Source organism: Clostridium sp. D33t1_170424_F3 (assembly GCF_015667585.1).
Taxonomy (GTDB): domain Bacteria; phylum Bacillota; class Clostridia; order Oscillospirales; family Acutalibacteraceae; genus Anaeromassilibacillus.
Genome location: NZ_JADPEG010000027.1, coordinates 1 through 18,014, shown reverse-complemented (window position 1 = coordinate 18,014; position 18,014 = coordinate 1). Strand labels below are relative to the sequence as shown.

16 protein-coding genes, 1 tRNA gene and 1 other RNA gene are annotated in these 18,014 nt (G+C 50.1%); 11 read left to right on the top strand and 7 right to left on the bottom strand.

The window, feature by feature from the left end; translation table 11 throughout:
* Window positions 1–95: 95 nt before the first annotated feature.
* An RNA gene (gene rnpB, locus I4V53_RS13625) (RNase P RNA component class A) lies at window positions 96–441 on the bottom strand.
* 46 nt (window positions 442–487) lie between these two features.
* Window positions 488–1,942 carry a nicotinate phosphoribosyltransferase gene (locus I4V53_RS13620; protein ID WP_195986242.1) on the bottom strand — a complete coding sequence of 485 codons (1,455 nt, stop codon included), beginning with the start codon at window positions 1,940–1,942 and terminating at the stop codon, window positions 488–490.
* Window positions 1,943–2,295: 353 nt separating this feature from the next.
* On the opposite strand from I4V53_RS13620, the gene I4V53_RS13615 reads away from it, so the two are divergent.
* From I4V53_RS13615 to I4V53_RS13590, 6 genes are all read left to right on the top strand, one after another.
* Entirely contained in the window at window positions 2,296–2,544 is a 249-nt protein-coding gene (locus tag I4V53_RS13615; protein ID WP_050698711.1) for a helix-turn-helix domain-containing protein, read from the top strand.
* A gap of 132 nt (window positions 2,545–2,676) precedes the next feature.
* Window positions 2,677–3,747, top strand: a complete 1,071-nt coding sequence (locus I4V53_RS13610; RefSeq protein ID WP_195986240.1) for an AI-2E family transporter — start codon at window positions 2,677–2,679, stop codon at window positions 3,745–3,747.
* A gap of 231 nt (window positions 3,748–3,978) precedes the next feature.
* Complete coding sequence (locus tag I4V53_RS13605; protein ID WP_286167169.1) at window positions 3,979–4,380, top strand: GntR family transcriptional regulator; 402 nt, start codon at window positions 3,979–3,981, stop codon at window positions 4,378–4,380.
* Between the two features lie 15 nt (window positions 4,381–4,395).
* Window positions 4,396–5,295 (top strand): ABC transporter ATP-binding protein, encoded by a 900-nt coding sequence (locus I4V53_RS13600; RefSeq protein WP_195986239.1) that lies wholly within the window; start codon window positions 4,396–4,398, stop codon window positions 5,293–5,295.
* Complete coding sequence (locus I4V53_RS13595; protein ID WP_195986238.1) at window positions 5,270–7,213, top strand: ABC transporter permease; 1,944 nt, start codon at window positions 5,270–5,272, stop codon at window positions 7,211–7,213. The genes I4V53_RS13600 and I4V53_RS13595 overlap by 26 nt, the downstream gene beginning before the upstream one ends.
* 148 nt (window positions 7,214–7,361) lie before the next feature.
* The gene (locus I4V53_RS13590) at window positions 7,362–7,745 is read left to right on the top strand and encodes a DUF1190 domain-containing protein (RefSeq protein WP_195986237.1); all 384 of its coding nucleotides are present in this window, start codon (window positions 7,362–7,364) and stop codon (window positions 7,743–7,745) included.
* Between the two features lie 99 nt (window positions 7,746–7,844).
* On the opposite strand, the gene rd is transcribed toward I4V53_RS13590, so the two are convergent.
* From rd to I4V53_RS13575, 3 genes are all read right to left on the bottom strand, one after another.
* Complete coding sequence (gene rd, locus I4V53_RS13585; RefSeq protein WP_050698706.1) at window positions 7,845–8,006, bottom strand: rubredoxin; 162 nt, start codon at window positions 8,004–8,006, stop codon at window positions 7,845–7,847.
* Window positions 8,007–8,172: 166 nt separating this feature from the next.
* Entirely contained in the window at window positions 8,173–8,418 is a 246-nt protein-coding gene (locus I4V53_RS13580) for a hypothetical protein (RefSeq protein ID WP_195986236.1), read from the bottom strand.
* 280 nt (window positions 8,419–8,698) lie between these two features.
* A complete protein-coding gene (locus I4V53_RS13575; RefSeq protein ID WP_195986235.1) occupies window positions 8,699–9,376 on the bottom strand; it encodes a phosphatase PAP2 family protein in 678 nt (225 codons plus the stop codon).
* A 52-nt stretch (window positions 9,377–9,428) separates the two neighbouring features.
* Between I4V53_RS13575 and I4V53_RS13570 the strand changes: the two genes are divergently transcribed.
* A complete protein-coding gene (locus I4V53_RS13570; protein ID WP_286167168.1) occupies window positions 9,429–12,047 on the top strand; it encodes a calcium-translocating P-type ATPase, PMCA-type in 2,619 nt (872 codons plus the stop codon).
* A gap of 46 nt (window positions 12,048–12,093) precedes the next feature.
* Here the strand turns inward: I4V53_RS13570 and I4V53_RS13565 are convergent, their stop codons facing one another.
* Complete coding sequence (locus tag I4V53_RS13565) at window positions 12,094–13,098, bottom strand: SDR family oxidoreductase (RefSeq protein ID WP_195986233.1); 1,005 nt, start codon at window positions 13,096–13,098, stop codon at window positions 12,094–12,096.
* A 217-nt stretch (window positions 13,099–13,315) separates the two neighbouring features.
* Between I4V53_RS13565 and I4V53_RS13560 the strand changes: the two genes are divergently transcribed.
* The 4 genes from I4V53_RS13560 (at window position 13,316) to I4V53_RS13545 (ending at window position 16,753) form a co-directional block, all read left to right on the top strand.
* Window positions 13,316–13,762 carry a glycosyl-4,4'-diaponeurosporenoate acyltransferase CrtO family protein gene (locus I4V53_RS13560; protein ID WP_286167167.1) on the top strand — a complete coding sequence of 149 codons (447 nt, stop codon included), beginning with the start codon at window positions 13,316–13,318 and terminating at the stop codon, window positions 13,760–13,762.
* Window positions 13,763–13,785: 23 nt separating this feature from the next.
* Entirely contained in the window at window positions 13,786–15,459 is a 1,674-nt protein-coding gene (locus I4V53_RS13555) for a cadherin-like beta sandwich domain-containing protein (RefSeq protein WP_195986231.1), read from the top strand.
* Window positions 15,460–15,736: 277 nt separating this feature from the next.
* Entirely contained in the window at window positions 15,737–16,297 is a 561-nt protein-coding gene (locus tag I4V53_RS13550; RefSeq protein WP_195986230.1) for a GNAT family N-acetyltransferase, read from the top strand.
* 379 nt (window positions 16,298–16,676) lie between these two features.
* A tRNA-Met gene (locus tag I4V53_RS13545) sits at window positions 16,677–16,753 on the top strand.
* Between the two features lie 109 nt (window positions 16,754–16,862).
* On the opposite strand, the gene I4V53_RS13540 is transcribed toward I4V53_RS13545, so the two are convergent.
* Window positions 16,863–17,096, bottom strand: a complete 234-nt coding sequence (locus I4V53_RS13540; RefSeq protein ID WP_195986229.1) for a hypothetical protein — start codon at window positions 17,094–17,096, stop codon at window positions 16,863–16,865.
* Window positions 17,097–18,014 lie beyond the last annotated feature (918 nt).

Here is an 18,014-nt window from a genome sequence, read left to right as displayed (position 1 = left end):
GCCGGCAACACGGCAGGCCCCATCCTTTATATGCGTATAAAAATATCCCCATACCTTCTGAAATTAAAGGTATGGGGACATTTTTCTGTTATAAGGATGCGACCAGGCCTGTAAGCCGAGTTCTGTCGTGAACAGTCATCTATCTTGGCCGTGCGTTGCCGCTCCGGCTCAGTGCCACCTTCTCGGGACGCGCCGGGCCGACGCATCATGTCCCTCTGCGGTGTTGCTCCGAATAGGGTTTGCAGAGCCGCACAGTCTCCTGTGCGCTGGTGAGCTCTTACCTCGCCTTTCCATCCTTACCGTAAAACGGCGGTATATCTCTGTTGCACTTTCCCTAGGGTCGCCCCCGGCGGCCGTTAGCCGTTATTCTTGCCCTGTGGAGCTCGGACTTTCCTCAGGCGTACCCTTTCGAGTTGCGCCCGCGACTGTTCGGCCTGCTCGCAGGTTATTATTTTACCGTATTTTAAAAGAGATGTCAACGCCGCGCTCAGCTCTTGTGCAGGGCGGTGTGCTCCTCCAGCAGATTATTTTTGATGTCCCACAGAGGCTGGGAGAGGTCCACGTAGTACTGGTGCGGATGTTCAAAACGCGTGACTTCATCCCAGAGGCTGTCCACCTGTTCGGCGCAGTACGCTTTGATTTCCTCCAGGCTGCGCTCCTCGCCGATGTAACGGCCGCCTTCAAACAGCTTCTTGCGCAGCTTCACCGCGCGGAAATTGGTCACCAGCTTGCGTTTCCAGATGTGCTCCGGATCAAAAATTTCATACGGCTGAGTGTCGTCGATTTTTTCTTCGTGAAGGGTGATGACGTCGGCGATGGCTTTGCCGGTCTCGCGGTCGAAGAGACGCCACAGGCCCTTAAAGCACGGCGTGGTGATCTTACTGACATTTTCACTGATTTTGATTTTCGGCGTTATGACGCCGTCTTTGTTTTCCACGCCGGCCAGTTTGTAAACGCCGCCGAATACAGGCTCGGAGCCGGAGGTGATTAGCCGTTCGCCCACGCCAAAGCTGTCAACTTTCGCACCTTGAATCAGCATATCGCGTATAATATACTCATCAAGAGAATTTGAGGCGCAGATTTTGCAGTCTGGGAAACCGGCCTCGTCCAGCATTTTGCGGGCCTTGCGGGACAGATAGGTGATGTCGCCGCTGTCGATGCGAATGCCGGCGGGACGGAATCCGCGCGGAAGCAGCTCTTCGTTAAAGACCTTGATTGCGTTGGGAACGCCGGATTTTAAGACGTTATAGGTGTCAACCAGCAGCGTGCAGCTCTGCGGATATTCGCGGGCGTAGGCGCGGAACGCGTCCAGCTCGCTGTCAAACAGCTGTACCCAGCTGTGCGCCATGGTCCCCAGGGCCGGCACGCCGAACTGTGGGTCGCTGATGGTGCATGCGGTGCCGCAGCAGCCGCCGATATATGCGGCGCGCGCGCCGTAAATGGCGCCATCGGCTCCCTGCGCGCGGCGGGACCCGAACTCCATGACCGCCCGTCCCTGGGCGGCGCGGACAATCCGGTTTGCCTTGGTGGCAATCAGGCTTTGGTGGTTGATGGTCAGCAGCAGCATGGTTTCAATCAGCTGCGCCTGGATCACGGGGCCGCGCACGGTGACGATCGGTTCGCCCGGGAAAATGGGCGTTCCCTCCGGAACGGCCCAAATGTCGCAGGTAAACCGGAAGTTTTTCAAATCGTCCAAAAAGTCCTCCCGGAAAATGCCCTTGGACCGGAGATATGCAATATCGTCATCGGTGAAATGCAGATTTTTAATGTAATCCACAAATTGCTGCACACCGGCCATGATGGCGAAGCCGCCGTCGTCCGGAACCCGGCGGAAAAACATGTCGAAATAGACGATGGTGTCCCGATAGCCGTTGGCGTAATATCCGTTGGACATGGTGATTTCGTAAAAATCAGTGAGCATGGTAAGGTTGCGCGCGGACATTTCCTGAGTGGTCATTTTAAACATCTCCAATGATAGAATAGCTGCTGTGCGATCAGGCACGGCGAGCGATAAAGGCCGATATGCAAGAGCATATACCCTGTTTTGCATATTATAACAAGGTTAGAAGAAAATAACAAATGAATTCTCTTGTAAAAATTGACGGGAAAAACCGTGTCAAAGAAGATAAAAAAATGTCGGATATTTTTATTGCATTTTCAACAAATAGATACTATAATAGAAATATCGAGTGAATTTGACTGGATATACCTGTGGATTGAAAGGTTTTATCCAGAATTCTCATCGTTTTAGGGGTTGTTATGGGTAAATTTAATGAACGTAGGGAGTGAATTAAGATGAGATTACGCAAACAGGCACTTGGAACCCGCAATCTTGTTGGAGCGCGTGTAGAGATGGCCCGCAAAAGCCAGGGTATGAAGCAGAAAGAGCTTTTGGCTCAGCTTCAGGTTAATGGGGTCGACATGAACGCTTCCGGATTGTCCAAGCTGGAAGGCCAGATCCGTTATGTGACGGACTTTGAGTTATTGGCATTGTCCAATATTTTGAATGTCTCCGTGGATTGGCTGCTTGGAAAAGAACAATAAGTTCTGAATGCCAGAGGGCGTTCCGTTTGGCGGGACGCTCTCTTTTTATGCCCTTTTGGCGAAACTTCCGGCAGAATGAATCTCTTCTTTGTCCCATATATATACATGTGCAGGGGAAAGGAGGGGGACGCTTTGCTGAACCGGGAGCTTTGGGCGCGCTTAAAACCGTACGTTCTGTTTGTTGTGTGCTACACGGCGGGCTTTGTATTGTTCGCCTGTACACTGCGTTTTACCTTCCCGTTTGTGGCGGGGTTTCTGCTGGCGCTGCTTTTACAGCCGGGCGTCCGGTTTTTGCGGCAGCGCCTGCATGTGACCTCCGGACCGGCCGCGGCCGCGGCGACCTTTGCCATTTATCTTTTGCTGTTTGGCCTGGTGTTCCTGTTGGGACTCTGGCTGGTCAGTGAGATCAGCAATCTGATCCGCGCCATCGCTGAAATGGATATTGGCCGTTTGACGGAACCGTTCAACCGGCTCATTGCGCAGGCGGGCGAGTTTGCCAGCCGTATTGACCAAAGCTTTATTCAGGAGAACCAGAAGCAGATCCTCAATTTTGCGCAGACGGGCGCGTCGATCCTTACAGGTGTGCTGACGGCGGTGCTGGGGTTTTTGACGTCTCTGCCCGCAGTGCTGGCGATGTTTCTGGTAATGGTGGTTTCCACATATTTCTTTTCCAAAGATATGGTGAAAATCAAGGCGGCGGCAATGCAGGCTTTTTCACCGCGCATGGTAACGCATTTGCGCGATGCTTCCCGGCATGGCGTGTCGATGGGCGGACGTTACTTTGCATCGTATCTGCTGCTGTATTTCATTACGTTTCTGGAGACGCTGGTGGTTTTTGCGTCGGTGGGGGTGCCGTATCCGTTGGTGCTGAGCATGATTGCCGGGTTCGCGGATATCCTGCCGGTGCTTGGGCCGGGTGCGGTGTATCTGCCCGTGACACTGGCTTATTTGGCGAATGGAAACCCGCTGCGTGCGCTTTCGTTGCTGGTTTGCTGGCTGTTAATCACAGCGATCCGCCAGATACTGGAGCCAAAGCTCGTTTCTGCCACAACGCATGTCCATCCTCTGACCATGCTGGCGGCGCTTTACTTTGCCCTGGTGGCGAACAGTTTTGTGCTGTTGATTTATTTTACCAGCTTGCTGCTGATGGTCCAGGTTTTAAAACAGGCCGGAATTTTACGGCCTGTTTTTTTATTACATTAAGAAAATCTCCAGATTTTCTACCTCTGAACGTAACAAGAAATCCCTTCCTGCCAGGTTAACCGGAACGCACTCAGAAACCGGAAAGACACAACTATTTTTTATTGTAATCGAAAATCCCCAGCTTAACCGGTTGACAGGCAAATTTGGCAGAAAGTGCATTGACAGACACAGTAACGTGTGCTATAGTATCACTGTACTAATACGAATAATACAGAAAGGACGGTGAGAAAATTGCTGTTTTCACTGGATTACAAGAGCCGACTGCCAATTTATGAACAGCTGTATAAAAATATTACGCGTATGGCGGCGCTTGGCGCTGCGGAGGAAAACGAACAGCTGCCTTCAGTCCGTGCGCTGGCGCAGGAGTTGGGTGTGAACCCCAACACCGTGCAAAAGGCTTATCAGCTGCTGGAGCGCGATGGCATTATTTATTCAGTGCCCGGTAAAGGGTCGTTTATTTCAGAAAATATCAACGCTTTATCTCAGCAAAAAGAAATAGCGGCGCAAAAGCTGCGGGATGCGGCAAAGAGCGCGCTGGACTGTGGCATGCCGAGAGAAGAAGCGGTGCGCCACGTGGAGAATGTCTATGAAGGACGGGCGTTCACTGAAGCGAATGAAACACCCCTGAGATAAAAGGAGGGATTTACGATGATAGAAGCAAGAGAATTGACGAAGAAGTTTGATCGCATAATGGCGCTGGACCACATTTCTTTTCAGGTTCAGTCAGGGTCCGTGTTCGGCTTGGTAGGCAGCAACGGCGCGGGCAAATCTACATTTCTGCGCACATTGGCGGGAATTTACAAGCCGGACGGCGGCGAGGTTCTGCTGGACGGGGAAGCGCCGTTTGAAAGGACCGCGGTAAAATCCAGGATCTTTTTTATTCCGGACTATCCCTATTTTTTGCCGCAGGCGACGCTGACCGATATGGCCGGGTTTTATAAGAAACTGTACCCAAACTGGAGCGACGGACGGTATGAAGCGCTCTGCGGGATGTTCCCAATTGATCGGAAAAGCAATATCGGCAACATGTCAAAGGGCATGCAGCGCCAGGCGGCGTTGATTTGTGCAATGGCGACGCAGCCCGACCTGCTTTTGCTGGACGAAATTTTTGATGGGCTTGATCCGGTGATGCGGCAGCTGCTCAAGCGGATCATTGGCAGCGAAGTGGCCGACCGCGGTATGACGGTAGTGATTGCATCCCATAACCTGCGGGAGCTGGAGGATGTATGCGACCATGTGGGGCTGTTTCACAAGGGCGGCGTGCTGTTTGAGCGCGACCTGGATGAACTGAAGCTGGGAATTAACAAGGTACAGGCGGTCTTTAAACCGATGCCGGAATACAGTGTCTTTGAAGAACTGGATATTGTAAAGACGGATCTGCGCGGTTCGCTCATCAGCCTCGTGGTCCGTGGAAAACAGGAAGAGATTCTGGAACGTATCAATGCGCTTCATCCGGTGTTCGCGGAGGTGCTGCCGCTGACCCTGGAGGAAGTATTTATCAGTGAAATGGAGGTGGCGGGATATGACATCGAAAATATCCTTAAATAAGTTTCTGCCGGAACTGGGAAATACCTACCTATGGGCCACGAAGAAAAACCTGGGCATGATGGCGTTACTGGCAACCCTGCAATTTTTGGCGTTTCCGCTCATCGTCTGGTTTTCGCTTGCCAATACGGAGATGATCAGCTGGATTCCTGCGGGGGAACAATATGCGAATGTTTTCAGCCGTGTCTCCTACTATTCCACTACCTTTTTGGTGACGCCGCTTTGCCTGCTGTTTGTGCTGCTGACGGCGGTTTCGTTGTTTCAGTACATGCACAACAAACGCAGTGTGGATTTGTTCCATGCGCTGCCGGTGGGCCGTTCCGCCATGCTGCTGGGGCGTTTCCTGGCGGGACTGACAACGCTTTTTGCGCCGATGCTGCTAAACTTCAGTGTGGTGGCAGTGATCGGCCTGGCGTATGGGATCGAAAACAGCGGGAAGCATATCGGCTATTTATACAGCGTGCTTCTGTGGTTGTTTCTGATGCTGACTGCGGCGCTATTGTTCTGTGTGCTGATGGCGGTGTGCAGCGGAACAACGCTCGACATGGTTTTATCCGTCATCGGCGTCAATATCGCCTATCCGCTTTTGATTCTGGCTGTTCTGTTTGTTATGTCCTGCCTGTTGCCGGGCTTCAACACGGATCAGGTTCCGCCCCTTTTGGCAACGCTCATCTCTCCGTTTACAGCCATTTTTGCAGCGGTTATGTCTGTTGATCAGGCGTTTGATGCGGGAAAAATCACTTTTTTAATTTGGTGGATCGTTTTCTCGGTCTTTTTAGCGTTGTTGTGCGTCTATCTATACAGAAGGCGCAAGAGTGAGTCTGCAGAAAACACCTTTGCCTTCGCGATTCCCAAGCAGATCATCCGGTTTCTGCTTACTGCGGTTGGCGGCCTGGGACTGGGGCTCATCTTCTACTGGTACAATTCCACGACGCTCAATTTTATCCTGGGCCTGCTGATCGGTTCTTTGGTGGCGCATGTCATTGTAGAAGCAATTTATTCCCGCGGTTTTTCCCGGATGGTGCGCAGCCTGGGCGGCTATGGCGTATTTCTTGTAGTGTTTGCAGCATTTTACGGCGTCGTCTGCACGGGCGGCTTTGGGTATGCGGATCGTGTCCCCAGTGCGGACCAGGTTGCAAGTGTAGCCTATTGGGATTACTCTTATTACAACGACTTCGCAGACCGGCAGTTTTATGTTACGGATGAAAAATATGATACGCTTGTAAAAGTGGAATCTTATGTTGCACAGCCGGAGAATATTGAAAAAGTTCTTCAGTACCATAAGGGCCTGATCGATTTCAAGAAGTCAATTGGTTTTCCGTATCGCATGGAACGGCAGAACGGAACGCTTTGCACCATTACGTATCATTTAAAAAACGGCGAAACGCTTTCCAGAACCTACTTGGATGTTTACCGGGATTCTCGTTCCGTCAGCCTTCCGAAAGAGCTGACTGACCTCAGCGCTGAAATCTGCAATTCCAGGGAATACAAAGAGAGCGGGAATGTGTTGTTTTACCTGACGCCGGAGATTGTCACCGGTGTGCAGATTGACGATTACAGCCCGGAAAAGGATACGACTTCCGTATCCTATAAGCTGGCCCCGGAGGAGAGTGAGAAGCTGCTGGAAGCCATGCGCCAGGATGTATTGGATCTCGATGTGACGCAGGCGCCCGGCCGGTATGCGGAAACAGCGGAAAGCACGGAGGCGGAGGAAGTTTCCCGCGGGGATAATGTATCGCTCAGTTTCGTGCTTGGAGAAAAGGACACGAGACTGTTTACTCCAGAGGAAGGCAGCAAGTTAAAAGAGTTAATTGGCACATATCCGGGAAAAATTTCTCTGGATCTCGGGCAATATCGAATGTCTGGCATGGAAGACAGCCGGACATGGGCATTTATAAAAGAGCAAGGCTGGATTAAGTAAACAAAAATCCGTTAGAAATTTGTAAGAAATTTGTCTGCTGGTTTGAAAGAAATCGCAGGTATCATGTGTATTACTGATAGAAGGCGATTTAAATAATCCACTCGAAGGGAGGAACGCCCCGGGCAAAACGCGGCGGGGACGGCGAACGATGAAAAAATGGATGGCGATGGGATTGATGACGCTGCTCTGCTTTGCGGCACTCTGCGGATGTGGAAGACAGGAACCCTCCGCGGTGGTATATCGAGGCGGCGCAGCGGCCCCTCTGGTGACGCTGACCGCCGATGGCCCGTTGGATGTTCTGGATGAAATGCTGCGTTCGGTAAAACCCGCACAGGAAAGCACGTTTCTTCCGGAGAATGCGGATTATGAGATCAATCTGACACAGAATGGAGAGGCCCGGAGCGTAAAGGTCTGGCTTCAGAAAAACCGGGTATACCTGCGCGAGGGCAGCGACGGAACGTTGCTGGTTTCCACTCAGGTGGACGCGCCCAGGCTCAACAATCTGTTTGAAGGTGAAATAACAAACGTTTAGTAAAGACTGGCAAACAGGCAGTTCCTGTTGCAGCAAATAAAAAAGACGTCCGGTGGATCCATTCCACCGGACGTCTTTTTTATACAAACTTGTTTGTTTTTAGTCCTGCGGCTCAAACACATCTTTTCCCAGGCCGCAGAGAGGACATACCCAATCGTCAGGGATATCCTCAAAAGCAGTGCCGGGCTGGATGCCGCTGTCCGGATCGCCCACTTCAGGGTCATACACGTAACCGCATGCGGTGCAAACGTACTTTTTCATACTGAAAGACTCCTTTTTAGTAAAATCCATTTTGATGGAATTCCGGCTGTTTTTTATCGTTCGCCAAATGTCCCGGGTTTATGCGCGCGCCGATGAAAAAACGCCAGAGAATTGGTTAAATCTAGCAGATTAACCTTCTAAAGTATAGTCAATCAATGAGCGTTTGTCAATAGGAATGATTACTGAATTTAAAGTCTACCAGATGCTCCGCTAAATTACCAGGAAAAACGATATTGCGGTGCAGTTTGCGGACAAACGCTTCCGCTGTCCGGTAGTCTTTGGATACAATGCCGCAAGCTTTTTCTGTTCTGTACGCCACAATCTTTGCACAGTATCCTCTTTTTGGATTTCCAAGCAGATAATACCGCAAGTTCGTGTTTGGCAAATACACATCCCCAATATGTCTTGTCAATTCCTGCGTCCTCCTTTTCTCTATTGTGAAAATTATTCACGCGTGACATCTATTATGATAATGTATAACTGAAAATAAAGCAAGAGAAAGAAAAAAGATTTTTCCACAAAACAATTGTTTGCGCTAGATGTTCCAAAGGGCCGTTGTCATACAAATACATATTGTGTCGAATTTTAGAGAAATAGTAAGAATTTTGAAACAGAAAAACAGATTTTCATATAAAATGACCGCCGTTTGTGCAAAATATAACAAAAATGACCGGAATATCATGATTTATACTCTAGCATACCATATCTTGTACGTGGTTTCGCTTCCATGAATAATAGAGTGCATATAAGCAGAGCGAACAGAGCGTCCCGAGCACCGCTCCGGCCAGTACATCGCTGGGATAGTGGACAAAAAGGAAAATCCGGCTGAAGGCGATCAGGATAGCCATCACAAGCGCGGGGATGGCTTTTTTGCGGTATAACAGCAATAGCATGGTTGCGGCGGCAAAGGACGAAGCGGCATGGCCGGAGGGAAAAGAAAATCCGCTGGGGGGAGGAATCAGCAGAACAACAGAAGGGTCGTCCATAAAAGGCCGCGGTCTGCAAATGACGTTCTTGAGAATCACTTCTCCCAGCAGGTACGTGATTGCCAGTGCTGCCACCAATAAGACGCCGCCGTTGCGGTGTTTTTTTATAAGCAGCAGGATTAGAGCGGTGCACAGCCAAACCAGGCCGGCTTCCCCCAGCATGGTGATTATGGGGAACAGAAAATCCGTTACGGGGTTATGGAAATGTTGTTGTATGAACTGCATGATGGATGCATCCAATACATCGCCTCCTTTTCTTAAAAAAGTATATATAAAAGCATAACGTTGTTTTTCCGCTGCGTCAATAGCATTCCCTGAAAACATATACTTCCGGCTTCTAGCAGGAAGAGACGGCTCATATAAATTGATAAAAGGCAGAAACATGCCTTGTATCCGCCTGTCACCGGGCGGAAAAGGGACAGGAGGGAACGGAGATTTGGAATGGCAAAGCCTGACAAAAGCGGAATGTGAAAAACGTCTCGGCACAGACGCACGGGCAGGGCTTTCAACGCAAACAGCACGGGAACGGTTGAAACAGTACGGTAAAAATGAATTGGACCCGCCAAAAAAGAAAAGTCTGCTGCTGCGCTTTCTGGCGCAGTTTTCAGATTTTATGGTCATTGTCCTGCTGATCGCAGCGGGTATTTCTTTTGTCACATCTTACCTGCAAAAAGACAACGATTACATCGATGCGATTATTATCCTGGCTATTGTGGTGATCAACGCGATCACAGGATTGGTGCAGGAGAGCCGCGCGGAAAAAGCCATTGAGGCGCTGAAGAAAATGAGCAGTCCGCACGCGCGGGTCGTACGTGATGGAAAAGAATCTGTCATCGACGCGGCGGCGCTTGTCCCGGGCGACGTGGTTCTGCTGAAAGCAGGCGACCTGGTGCCGGCGGATCTGCGCCTGCTGGAAGCCTATGAACTGAAAGCGGAGGAAAGCGCGCTGACCGGGGAGAGCCTCCCGGTTTCCAAACAGGCGGAAAAGACGCATCCGGCGGGGACGCCGCTGGGCGACCGGAAGAACATGGCGTTTGCGACCAGTTCCGTCACCTCCGGACACGGAAGCGGCATTGTGACAGCGACCGCTATGCAGACGGAGGTCGGCCGGATCGCGCATATGATCAATTCTCAGGAGGCGCCGCAGACGCCGCTGCAGCGCAAACTGGAGCAGACCGGGCGGTGGCTCGGCATTGGGGCGCTGCTTGTCTGTGCGGTCATTTTTATTATGGGCCTGTTCCAGCATGTGCAGCCGCTGGAAATGTTTTTGATCTCCATCAGCCTTGCCGTTGCCGCCATTCCGGAGGGGCTTCCGGCGGTAGTGACTATTGTATTGGCGATCGGCGTGCGCCGTATGGCGGCGAAGCGCGGAATTGTGCGCCGCATGCCTGCGGTGGAAACGCTGGGCAGCGCGAGCGTGATTTGCTCGGATAAGACCGGAACGCTCACACAGAATAAAATGACTGTAGTAGAGCTGGCAACCGCATCCGGCAAACTGGCGATAGATTCCAGTGAGGGAAGAAATCTGCTCAAGCTGGCGGCGCTTTGCAGCAACTGTTCTTTTTCCGGAGGCGTCGTTTGCGGGGATCCAACAGAAGCCGCTTTGGTACGCGCCTGTCCCACCTCTAAAAAGGAACTGGATGCTTTGTATCCGCGGGTGATGGAAATTCCCTTCAGCTCGGAGCGCAAAATGATGACAACGGTGCACCGGATGGAAAATGGACGGTACCGTGTCATTTCCAAAGGCGCGCCCGACGTGTTGATGACCCATTGTACCAGCCGGACGGCCGCCGGGCAGAACGATGCGATGGCGCGCCGCGCGCTGCGTGTTTTGGGCGTCGCCTATAAGGATATAGACGCTTTGCCGGCGGATAAAGCGGAACTGGAACGCAATTTGAAATTGTGCGGCCTGATTGGTCTGATCGACCCGCCGCGCCCCGAGGCAAAAGAGGCGGTGGCCCTTTGCAAACGCGCCGGAATCCGCCCGGTGATGATCACTGGCGACCACGCGGCCACAGCTGCTGCGATTGCGGAGCAACTCGGGATTTTGCAGCCCGGACAGTCTGTCATGACCGGCGCGGAGCTGAACCGCACCAGCCAGGAGGAGCTGACAAAAAATATCTACCGGTATTCCGTGTTTGCGCGCGTTTCACCGGAGCACAAGGTACGTATTGTGCAGGCGTTTCAGGCGCGCGGCGAAGTGGTTGCCATGACAGGGGACGGCGTCAACGACGCGCCCGCGTTAAAGACGGCGGACATCGGCTGCGCGATGGGGCAGTCCGGCACGGACGTCGCAAAAGCCGCCGCGGACATGATTCTGACGGACGACAATTTTGCGACGATTGTCGCGGCGGTGCGCGAGGGGCGCGGTATTTTTGAAAATATCAAAAAGACGGTTCATTTCCTGCTCTCCTGCAACATCGGCGAAATCCTGACTGTGTTTGTCAGCTTTCTGCTGCGCCTGCCGACGCCGCTGCTGGCCATTCAGCTGTTATGGGTCAATTTGGTGACAGATTCTCTGCCGGCGCTGGCGCTGGGAGTGGAACCGATCGACCGCGACATCATGGAGCGCAAGCCAATCAAGCCCACACAGAGCATTTTTGGCGGGGGAATGGGGTATAACATCATTGTGGAAGGCTGCCTGATCGGCTCGCTGGCGCTTCTGGCGTACAGCATTGGACGCATCTTCTTTGATGTGGACCCTGCGGCGCCGGTCATCGGCAGGACAATGGCCTTTGCCGTTCTCAGCTTTTCCCAGGTGGTGCACACCTTTAATATGCGTTCCTCTAAATCTGTGTTTCAGGCTGGAATCTTCAAAAATAAAAAACTGGTGTTGGCGGCTATCGCCTGCATCGCTTTGCAGCTGAGTGTGATCATCATTGAGCCGCTGTCCCGCGTTTTCAAAACCGCTTCCTTGGCGCCCACGCAATGGTTGGTTGTGGCAGCCTTGGCCTTGGTTCCACTGTTTGTAGTGGAGGTGGAAAAGGCGCTGGCAAAGCGTGCACGTCGCAGAAAACAGCGGAAAGAGGATCGCAAAAAAGCGCTTGTTTCATAAAAATACCGGAGCCGTTCCAGAGGATCGGCTCCGGTATTCTGTGAAATCAGTGAAAATTAAGGATACAGGAGGAGTATGCGGCGATGGTTTTGTCGCACCAGGCGTCAAAGTCCGGGTCGGGCGTCTGGCATTCCGGATGGGATAGAATATATTCCACCGTGCGCTTTACGCCCTGGTCAAACCGCGTGGTAGCGCAGTAGTCCGGAACAAGACGCTTTAGTTTCGTATTGTCGAATACGACGGAATGGGCTTTATCGCCGAGCAGTGTGCCAAGCAGGTCCGGACGAAACGCTGCCAGCAGATCGGAGGAGATGTGCGTCAAATTTGGCTTTACGCCGAGCGCCTTGCCGATGGCATCGAACGCTGCGTTCCAGGTGAGGCTTTCGTCGCTGGTGATGTGCACAGCTTGCCCAATTGCGTGCGGATTGCCCATCAGACCGGTAAAGCCCTTGGCAAAGTCGGTGTTGTGTGTAAACGTCCACAAGGACAGACCATCCCCGTGTACAATCACTGGCTTTCCCTCCAAAAGGCGGGCCAGAACCTGCCAGCTCCCCTTTTTGCCGTGGATCGCCACCGGTACGCTGCGGTCGCCGTAGGTGTGGCTGGGCCGGACGATCGTTACCGGGAAGCCGGATACCCGGTAGGCGGCCATCAGCAGATCCTCACACGCAATTTTATCGCGCGAGTATTGCCAGTAGGGATTGTACAGAGGTGTGCTTTCGGTGATCAAATAGTTTGTGGTTGGCTTTTGATAAGCGGATGCGGAGCTGATATAGATGTATTGCTCTGTTTTATCCTGGAACAGCTCAATGTCCCGCGCGGCCTGTTCCGGTGTAAAGGCGACGAAGTCAGCCACCACGTCAAAGGTTCGTCCGCGCAGAAGGGAAACAATCTGGTCGACGTCTTCAATATTTCCTTTCAGCATTTCTGCGCCCTCTGCTCCGCCGGTTCCGCTGCGTGTCAACAGGGTGAGTTCCACGCCCTGTTTGACGGCGAGCTCCGATACGGCGGAGCTTATCGTTCCGGTGCCCCCGATAAAAAGTGCTTTCATATTGCACACTCCTTCTTTTTGTATTATAATAACTTCTATAAAACATCTTATTTTGGTGTTTTAATCGTAACACAGATTGGAATAATAATCTATCAGAATAAGATGAAATGCGGAGCAATTTTTGCGGGAAGGGGAAGCTATGCTGAGGGATTTATCGGGAATCCAAATGTTTTTTTGGAATGTATTGATTATTGGAATCTGGCACGTAGCCATATTTTTGGCATGTATCAAGCTGCCGCCGGCTACCTTTGACGCGACGAAACCACGCTATGCCGCACGGGATTGGGAGCATAACGGCCGCTGGTACCGCGACAAGCTGAAAATTCAGATGTGGAAGGATAAGGTGCCGCAGCACATTGGCAAAGATGGATTTTCCAAGGCCCATTTGACGGATGTTTCCATTGAATACCTGGATGAGTTTATTATGGAAACCTGCCGTGGGGAATGGATGCATTTGACTAATTGCATTTGCGCGGTGGTGGTGCTGTTGCTCAATCCGTTGGGGGTAGGTTTGCTGTTTGCGTTTTTGATCCTTTTGGGTAACATGCCTTTTGCCGTGATCCAGCGATACAACCGGTTCCGCTTGCAGGTGCTGCGGAAGAAACGCGTGCGCGATTTGCGTGCGGCGGCGATGGAAACAGATCCAGCGCCAGTTTCCGCCTAATTGTATATAAAGGAGGAGTGACAATGCTGCGAAAGGTGCTGTTATTCCTCCTTGTTTTTTTATTTGGAGTGATCTCTTTCCCGGTACATACAGGATTGGCAGCGGAGGAATACTTCCAGTTTGCGGTGGACAGTCAGGAATACCGGCCAGGGGATAAACTGTATTTATCCATTGATGCACAGGAACAGGAGGAGGTCGCTGCGGGATTTCGGATTTGCGCAGAGTATGACGATACACGTCTCTCTTTTGTCCGGGTCGATATGTCCGACCAGATCAAAAGCAAGACGCTTTATACCGACAGCAGTGGCAACCCGGTGCGCAGTACCTATGTCTGCAATGTAGATATGGGTCGTCCACCGGAACTGTCCGGAACGATTATCACCTACGTGTTTGAGGTGAAAGAAGGTGCGGCCGCCGGAGAAACCGACCTGCGGGTACATATGGACCAGATCTGCAATTGGGATGGTGTGCAGTTGAACCGGAACTGCGATGCAAATTTGAGTTTTACGATCTTGACTGCAAAATCCGGCAAGGCGTATTTAAATGCGTTGAAGCCGTCCAGCGGAAAGTTGGAACCGGCTTTCTCGCCGGACACGCTGGATTATGCACTAAATGTGCCGTCTTCCGTTTCCACGGTGGAGTTTCAGGCAGAAGCCGCAGAGAATGGCAGTGTGAAGGTTAGCCGGAAAACACTGCAGAAAGCAGGCAGCGCCACCACGATTACAATCACGGCACTATCGGAAAATGAAAAAGAACGAACGCAGTATGTCGTCACGGTCAATCGTGCGGCGGTTCCTGAGGAAGAGGCATATCTCGTCAAGCTGGAGCCGTCACACGGCGTGTTGCGTCCATCCTTTTCATCGGATATTCTGGAATATTCCATAGACGTTGACGCGGACGTACAATATGTCACCTTCAGCGCGCGGGCCGGGGAGGACGGTTCGGTGAGTATTAATCGGGAGAAGTTAAACCGCGCGGGAACCTCTACGGAGATTAAAATAACAGCGCTTTCTTCCGATAAGAAGAACCGTGTGACCTATACGGTGACGGTGAATCGCGGGGAAGTACCGGTTGATTCCAGCGTTGCGCAAGTTCCGTATTTGACGGCGTTGCAGCCCTCGGAGGGTGTCCTGGAACCTGCTTTTTCGCCGGATACCTTTACATATTTCATGCGGGTAAGTTCGGAAACGCGGGAGGTTATATTCCAGGCGGGAACAAGCCCGGGCGCAACGGTTACCATTAACCGCAGGACGCTGTTTAAAGCGGGAAGTGAAACAGATATTGTAGTGACAGTTCGTTCTGAAAATGGAAAAGAGAAAGCAGAGTATGTTGTGACGGTATATCGGGAAGAAGAGACAATGACAGCCCAAGTGGGAAGTATCGCTGGTACCAAGTCAAAGGGGCAGACCATGTCAAAGAGCAGTTCTTTAGGGCAAGGTGAAAAATGGAATGAGACCGGGCCGATGGGAGATTCTCCGGAAGAGGAAACGTATGATCCGGAGACACCGTCAGAGGTACAGGCGGTCCAGCCGGAAGAGCAGAGAATGGAACCGCTGCAACAAGCAGGGAGCGTGCTTTTGCGGGAAGGCAATCAGCTGCCCGTTTTTCTGGCCGGAATGGGCGGTACGCTGTTATGTATTGTGTTGGGAGCGGGCCTCGTACTTTTGGTGCAAAGATTTGGGAAAAACTCAAAATAAGAAATTGCTGCGTCTTATCGGTTTTTAAACGATTTACGGTTGATCCGGCAGAATGGACTTTTTTGTACATTAAGGCGCTTTAAGCTGCCATGAGTTACTATGCTCTGGTACCCAAATAAGTCCCGGATTTTCTGTGGAGATGTAAAACGCTACAAAGAATTAATATGCAAGGAAAAAAGCATTCGTTGCTTTTATTCTCTTGTTGTCATATGAGCAGTGCTATATGAACTTGTTAATAACGAGTGAAACCTAGAATCAGGAGTCGAAAAGATAAACTATGGAGCATAAAGGAACAATTCGTATCGAAACAAAACGACTTTTATTAAGGCCGTTCGTAATCGAAGATATACAGCCAGCATTTTACAATTGGACAAGTGATGATAGAGTAACTGAATTCTTAAGATGGCCGACGCATCAGAATAGTATGATAACAGAAAGAGTTTTAAAAGATTGGATTGCAAACTATAAAAACGATTCATTCTATCAGTGGGCAATCATTTTGAAGGAAATCAATGAGCCAATTGGTACAATATCCGTTGTTGATATGGATGAAAGAATAAATAAGGTTCATATAGGATATTGTATTGGCAGGAGATGGTGGAACACAGGGTATACAAGCGAAGCTTTTTCTAATATTATTCCATTCTTATTTAATGATGTAAAGGTAGAAAGAATAGAATCACAACATGACCCTAATAACCCCAATTCAGGTAAGGTAATGGAAAAATGCGGGCTGATATACGAAGGAAATCTAAGAAAGTCTGATTGGAGTAATAAAGGAATAGTGGATGCTTGCATGTATGGACTTGTGGCAGAAGATTATTATAACGCAACTTAAATATTTTCAATTTGATAAAGGATTTGAGATATACTCGACAAATCAGAAGTCTTTTTACCGTCATAGACGAAAAAGAGAAGTTTTACAGGAAGGGCTCTTCACTTTCTATGCTTGCTTATTGTTCCTGTATGAGATTGGTAAGACCGCCTTGTCTCGTGATGTGCATTTTCCTGGTATTGCTTGTGGTGCTAGGATGTCGCCCAACTTTACAAATCAACTTATGTGACGATATGAGGAGGAATAAAAGGGAATGTAAAAGCGCTGGAAAATATAGGTTTTTTATCCTTTTTTATAAACATTAAAAAAATTTTAAAAAAGACTTGCAATTGCGGATTGGATGTAGTATAATAAGTCTCGCACTCAAAGAGAGTGTGGATATCGCGGAGTGGAGCAGTCCGGTAGCTCGTCGGGCTCATAACCCGAAGGTCGTAGGTTCAAATCCTGCCTCCGCAACCATGCTGAGAGGTCTTATAGCATTTAGAAGATGCTGTAAGACCTCTCTTTTTGTATTTTTGAACAGTATCGATCGCTTCCGTGCCGTTGAAGACCTATTCTGCATCAATTTTCATTTTTTCAGCAGGAGGACCGTATTCTCGGTCAGGCCTAAATGCAGACAGTCAATTTCGTCAAGCAGCGTTTTTAAATCGATGTACAGTTCTTTCGGCGTATACCGTACCCTTTCTACATCCGCAGTCTTGTTATAAAGCTGCAAACGCTCTGTGCGCATACGCATCAAAGCGAGATCGGTTTTGGCGTCGCTGATATCTCCATTTACGGTAAATGGATGTTCTATAAGCAATTTAATCTGCGCGGTCAGTTGATTTGTGCCAAAGAGTGTGACGAAGAAAAGCAGTACACGCAGGGATGCAAGCTCAATTCAGGTCTTCTTTTTAATGCTTGTATTTTCTTATACGACTTTTTGTTTGTTGATCATAACAACCATCCTTTAAAACTGATAAACCATTTATAATATCCGATTTTAAACGTGCCGAAAAAAGTCTGTCCACCAGCCGTTTCAGTGAAACAGGATGGCATTCCAGCGCGGTTGTTTTTTATGCAAAGCTTCAGGGCCGACTGTCTTTGTGTAGAAAAGAGCAGCCTTATAATTGATTGCTGTATTCCAGCGCTTGATATGATACTTTTGATTTTTTTTGTCTGGCAGGCGCACATGACGCCCGCGTAAGGGCCGGTGTGCGGCTCCTCTTCCCGGGCGTAATCACTCATACACATATGTAGTGTTAATATAGGAAATGAGGTTAAAAATAGTAACGGCTTGCCGGGAATTGTGGAAGCTGAAAAAGAAGATGTTAATCATGGTTCAGCTTTAATATCATTTCCGAATAAGTTTTCATTTAGGGATGGGACTGCTCCGTTTTTAATCAAAGGGTTCAATTGGGAATGTCCTCCTGATATGACAAGGCCTCCTGTTACAGCTTATGTCTGCAACAGGAGGCACGTTTCATTTGATATGGACACGAATTAACAAGTAAAATGTTTTACTGATTATCTGCGCTTCATGAGAGGATCGGTTTTGTTTTCATCGACAGCGCTTTTTTAGAAGAATAATCAGCCGAAGGTCACAGAGCAATGGACCTGCGGTCGGCGTGTACCTCCGGCAATTCTCTCAATCATCCGGTATGTTTTCAGCCAATGGTGACCGCACAATGCTTCACAGGGTTCTGTCCGGGCAGAGTGGTGTACACGCCGGAACTCTGGC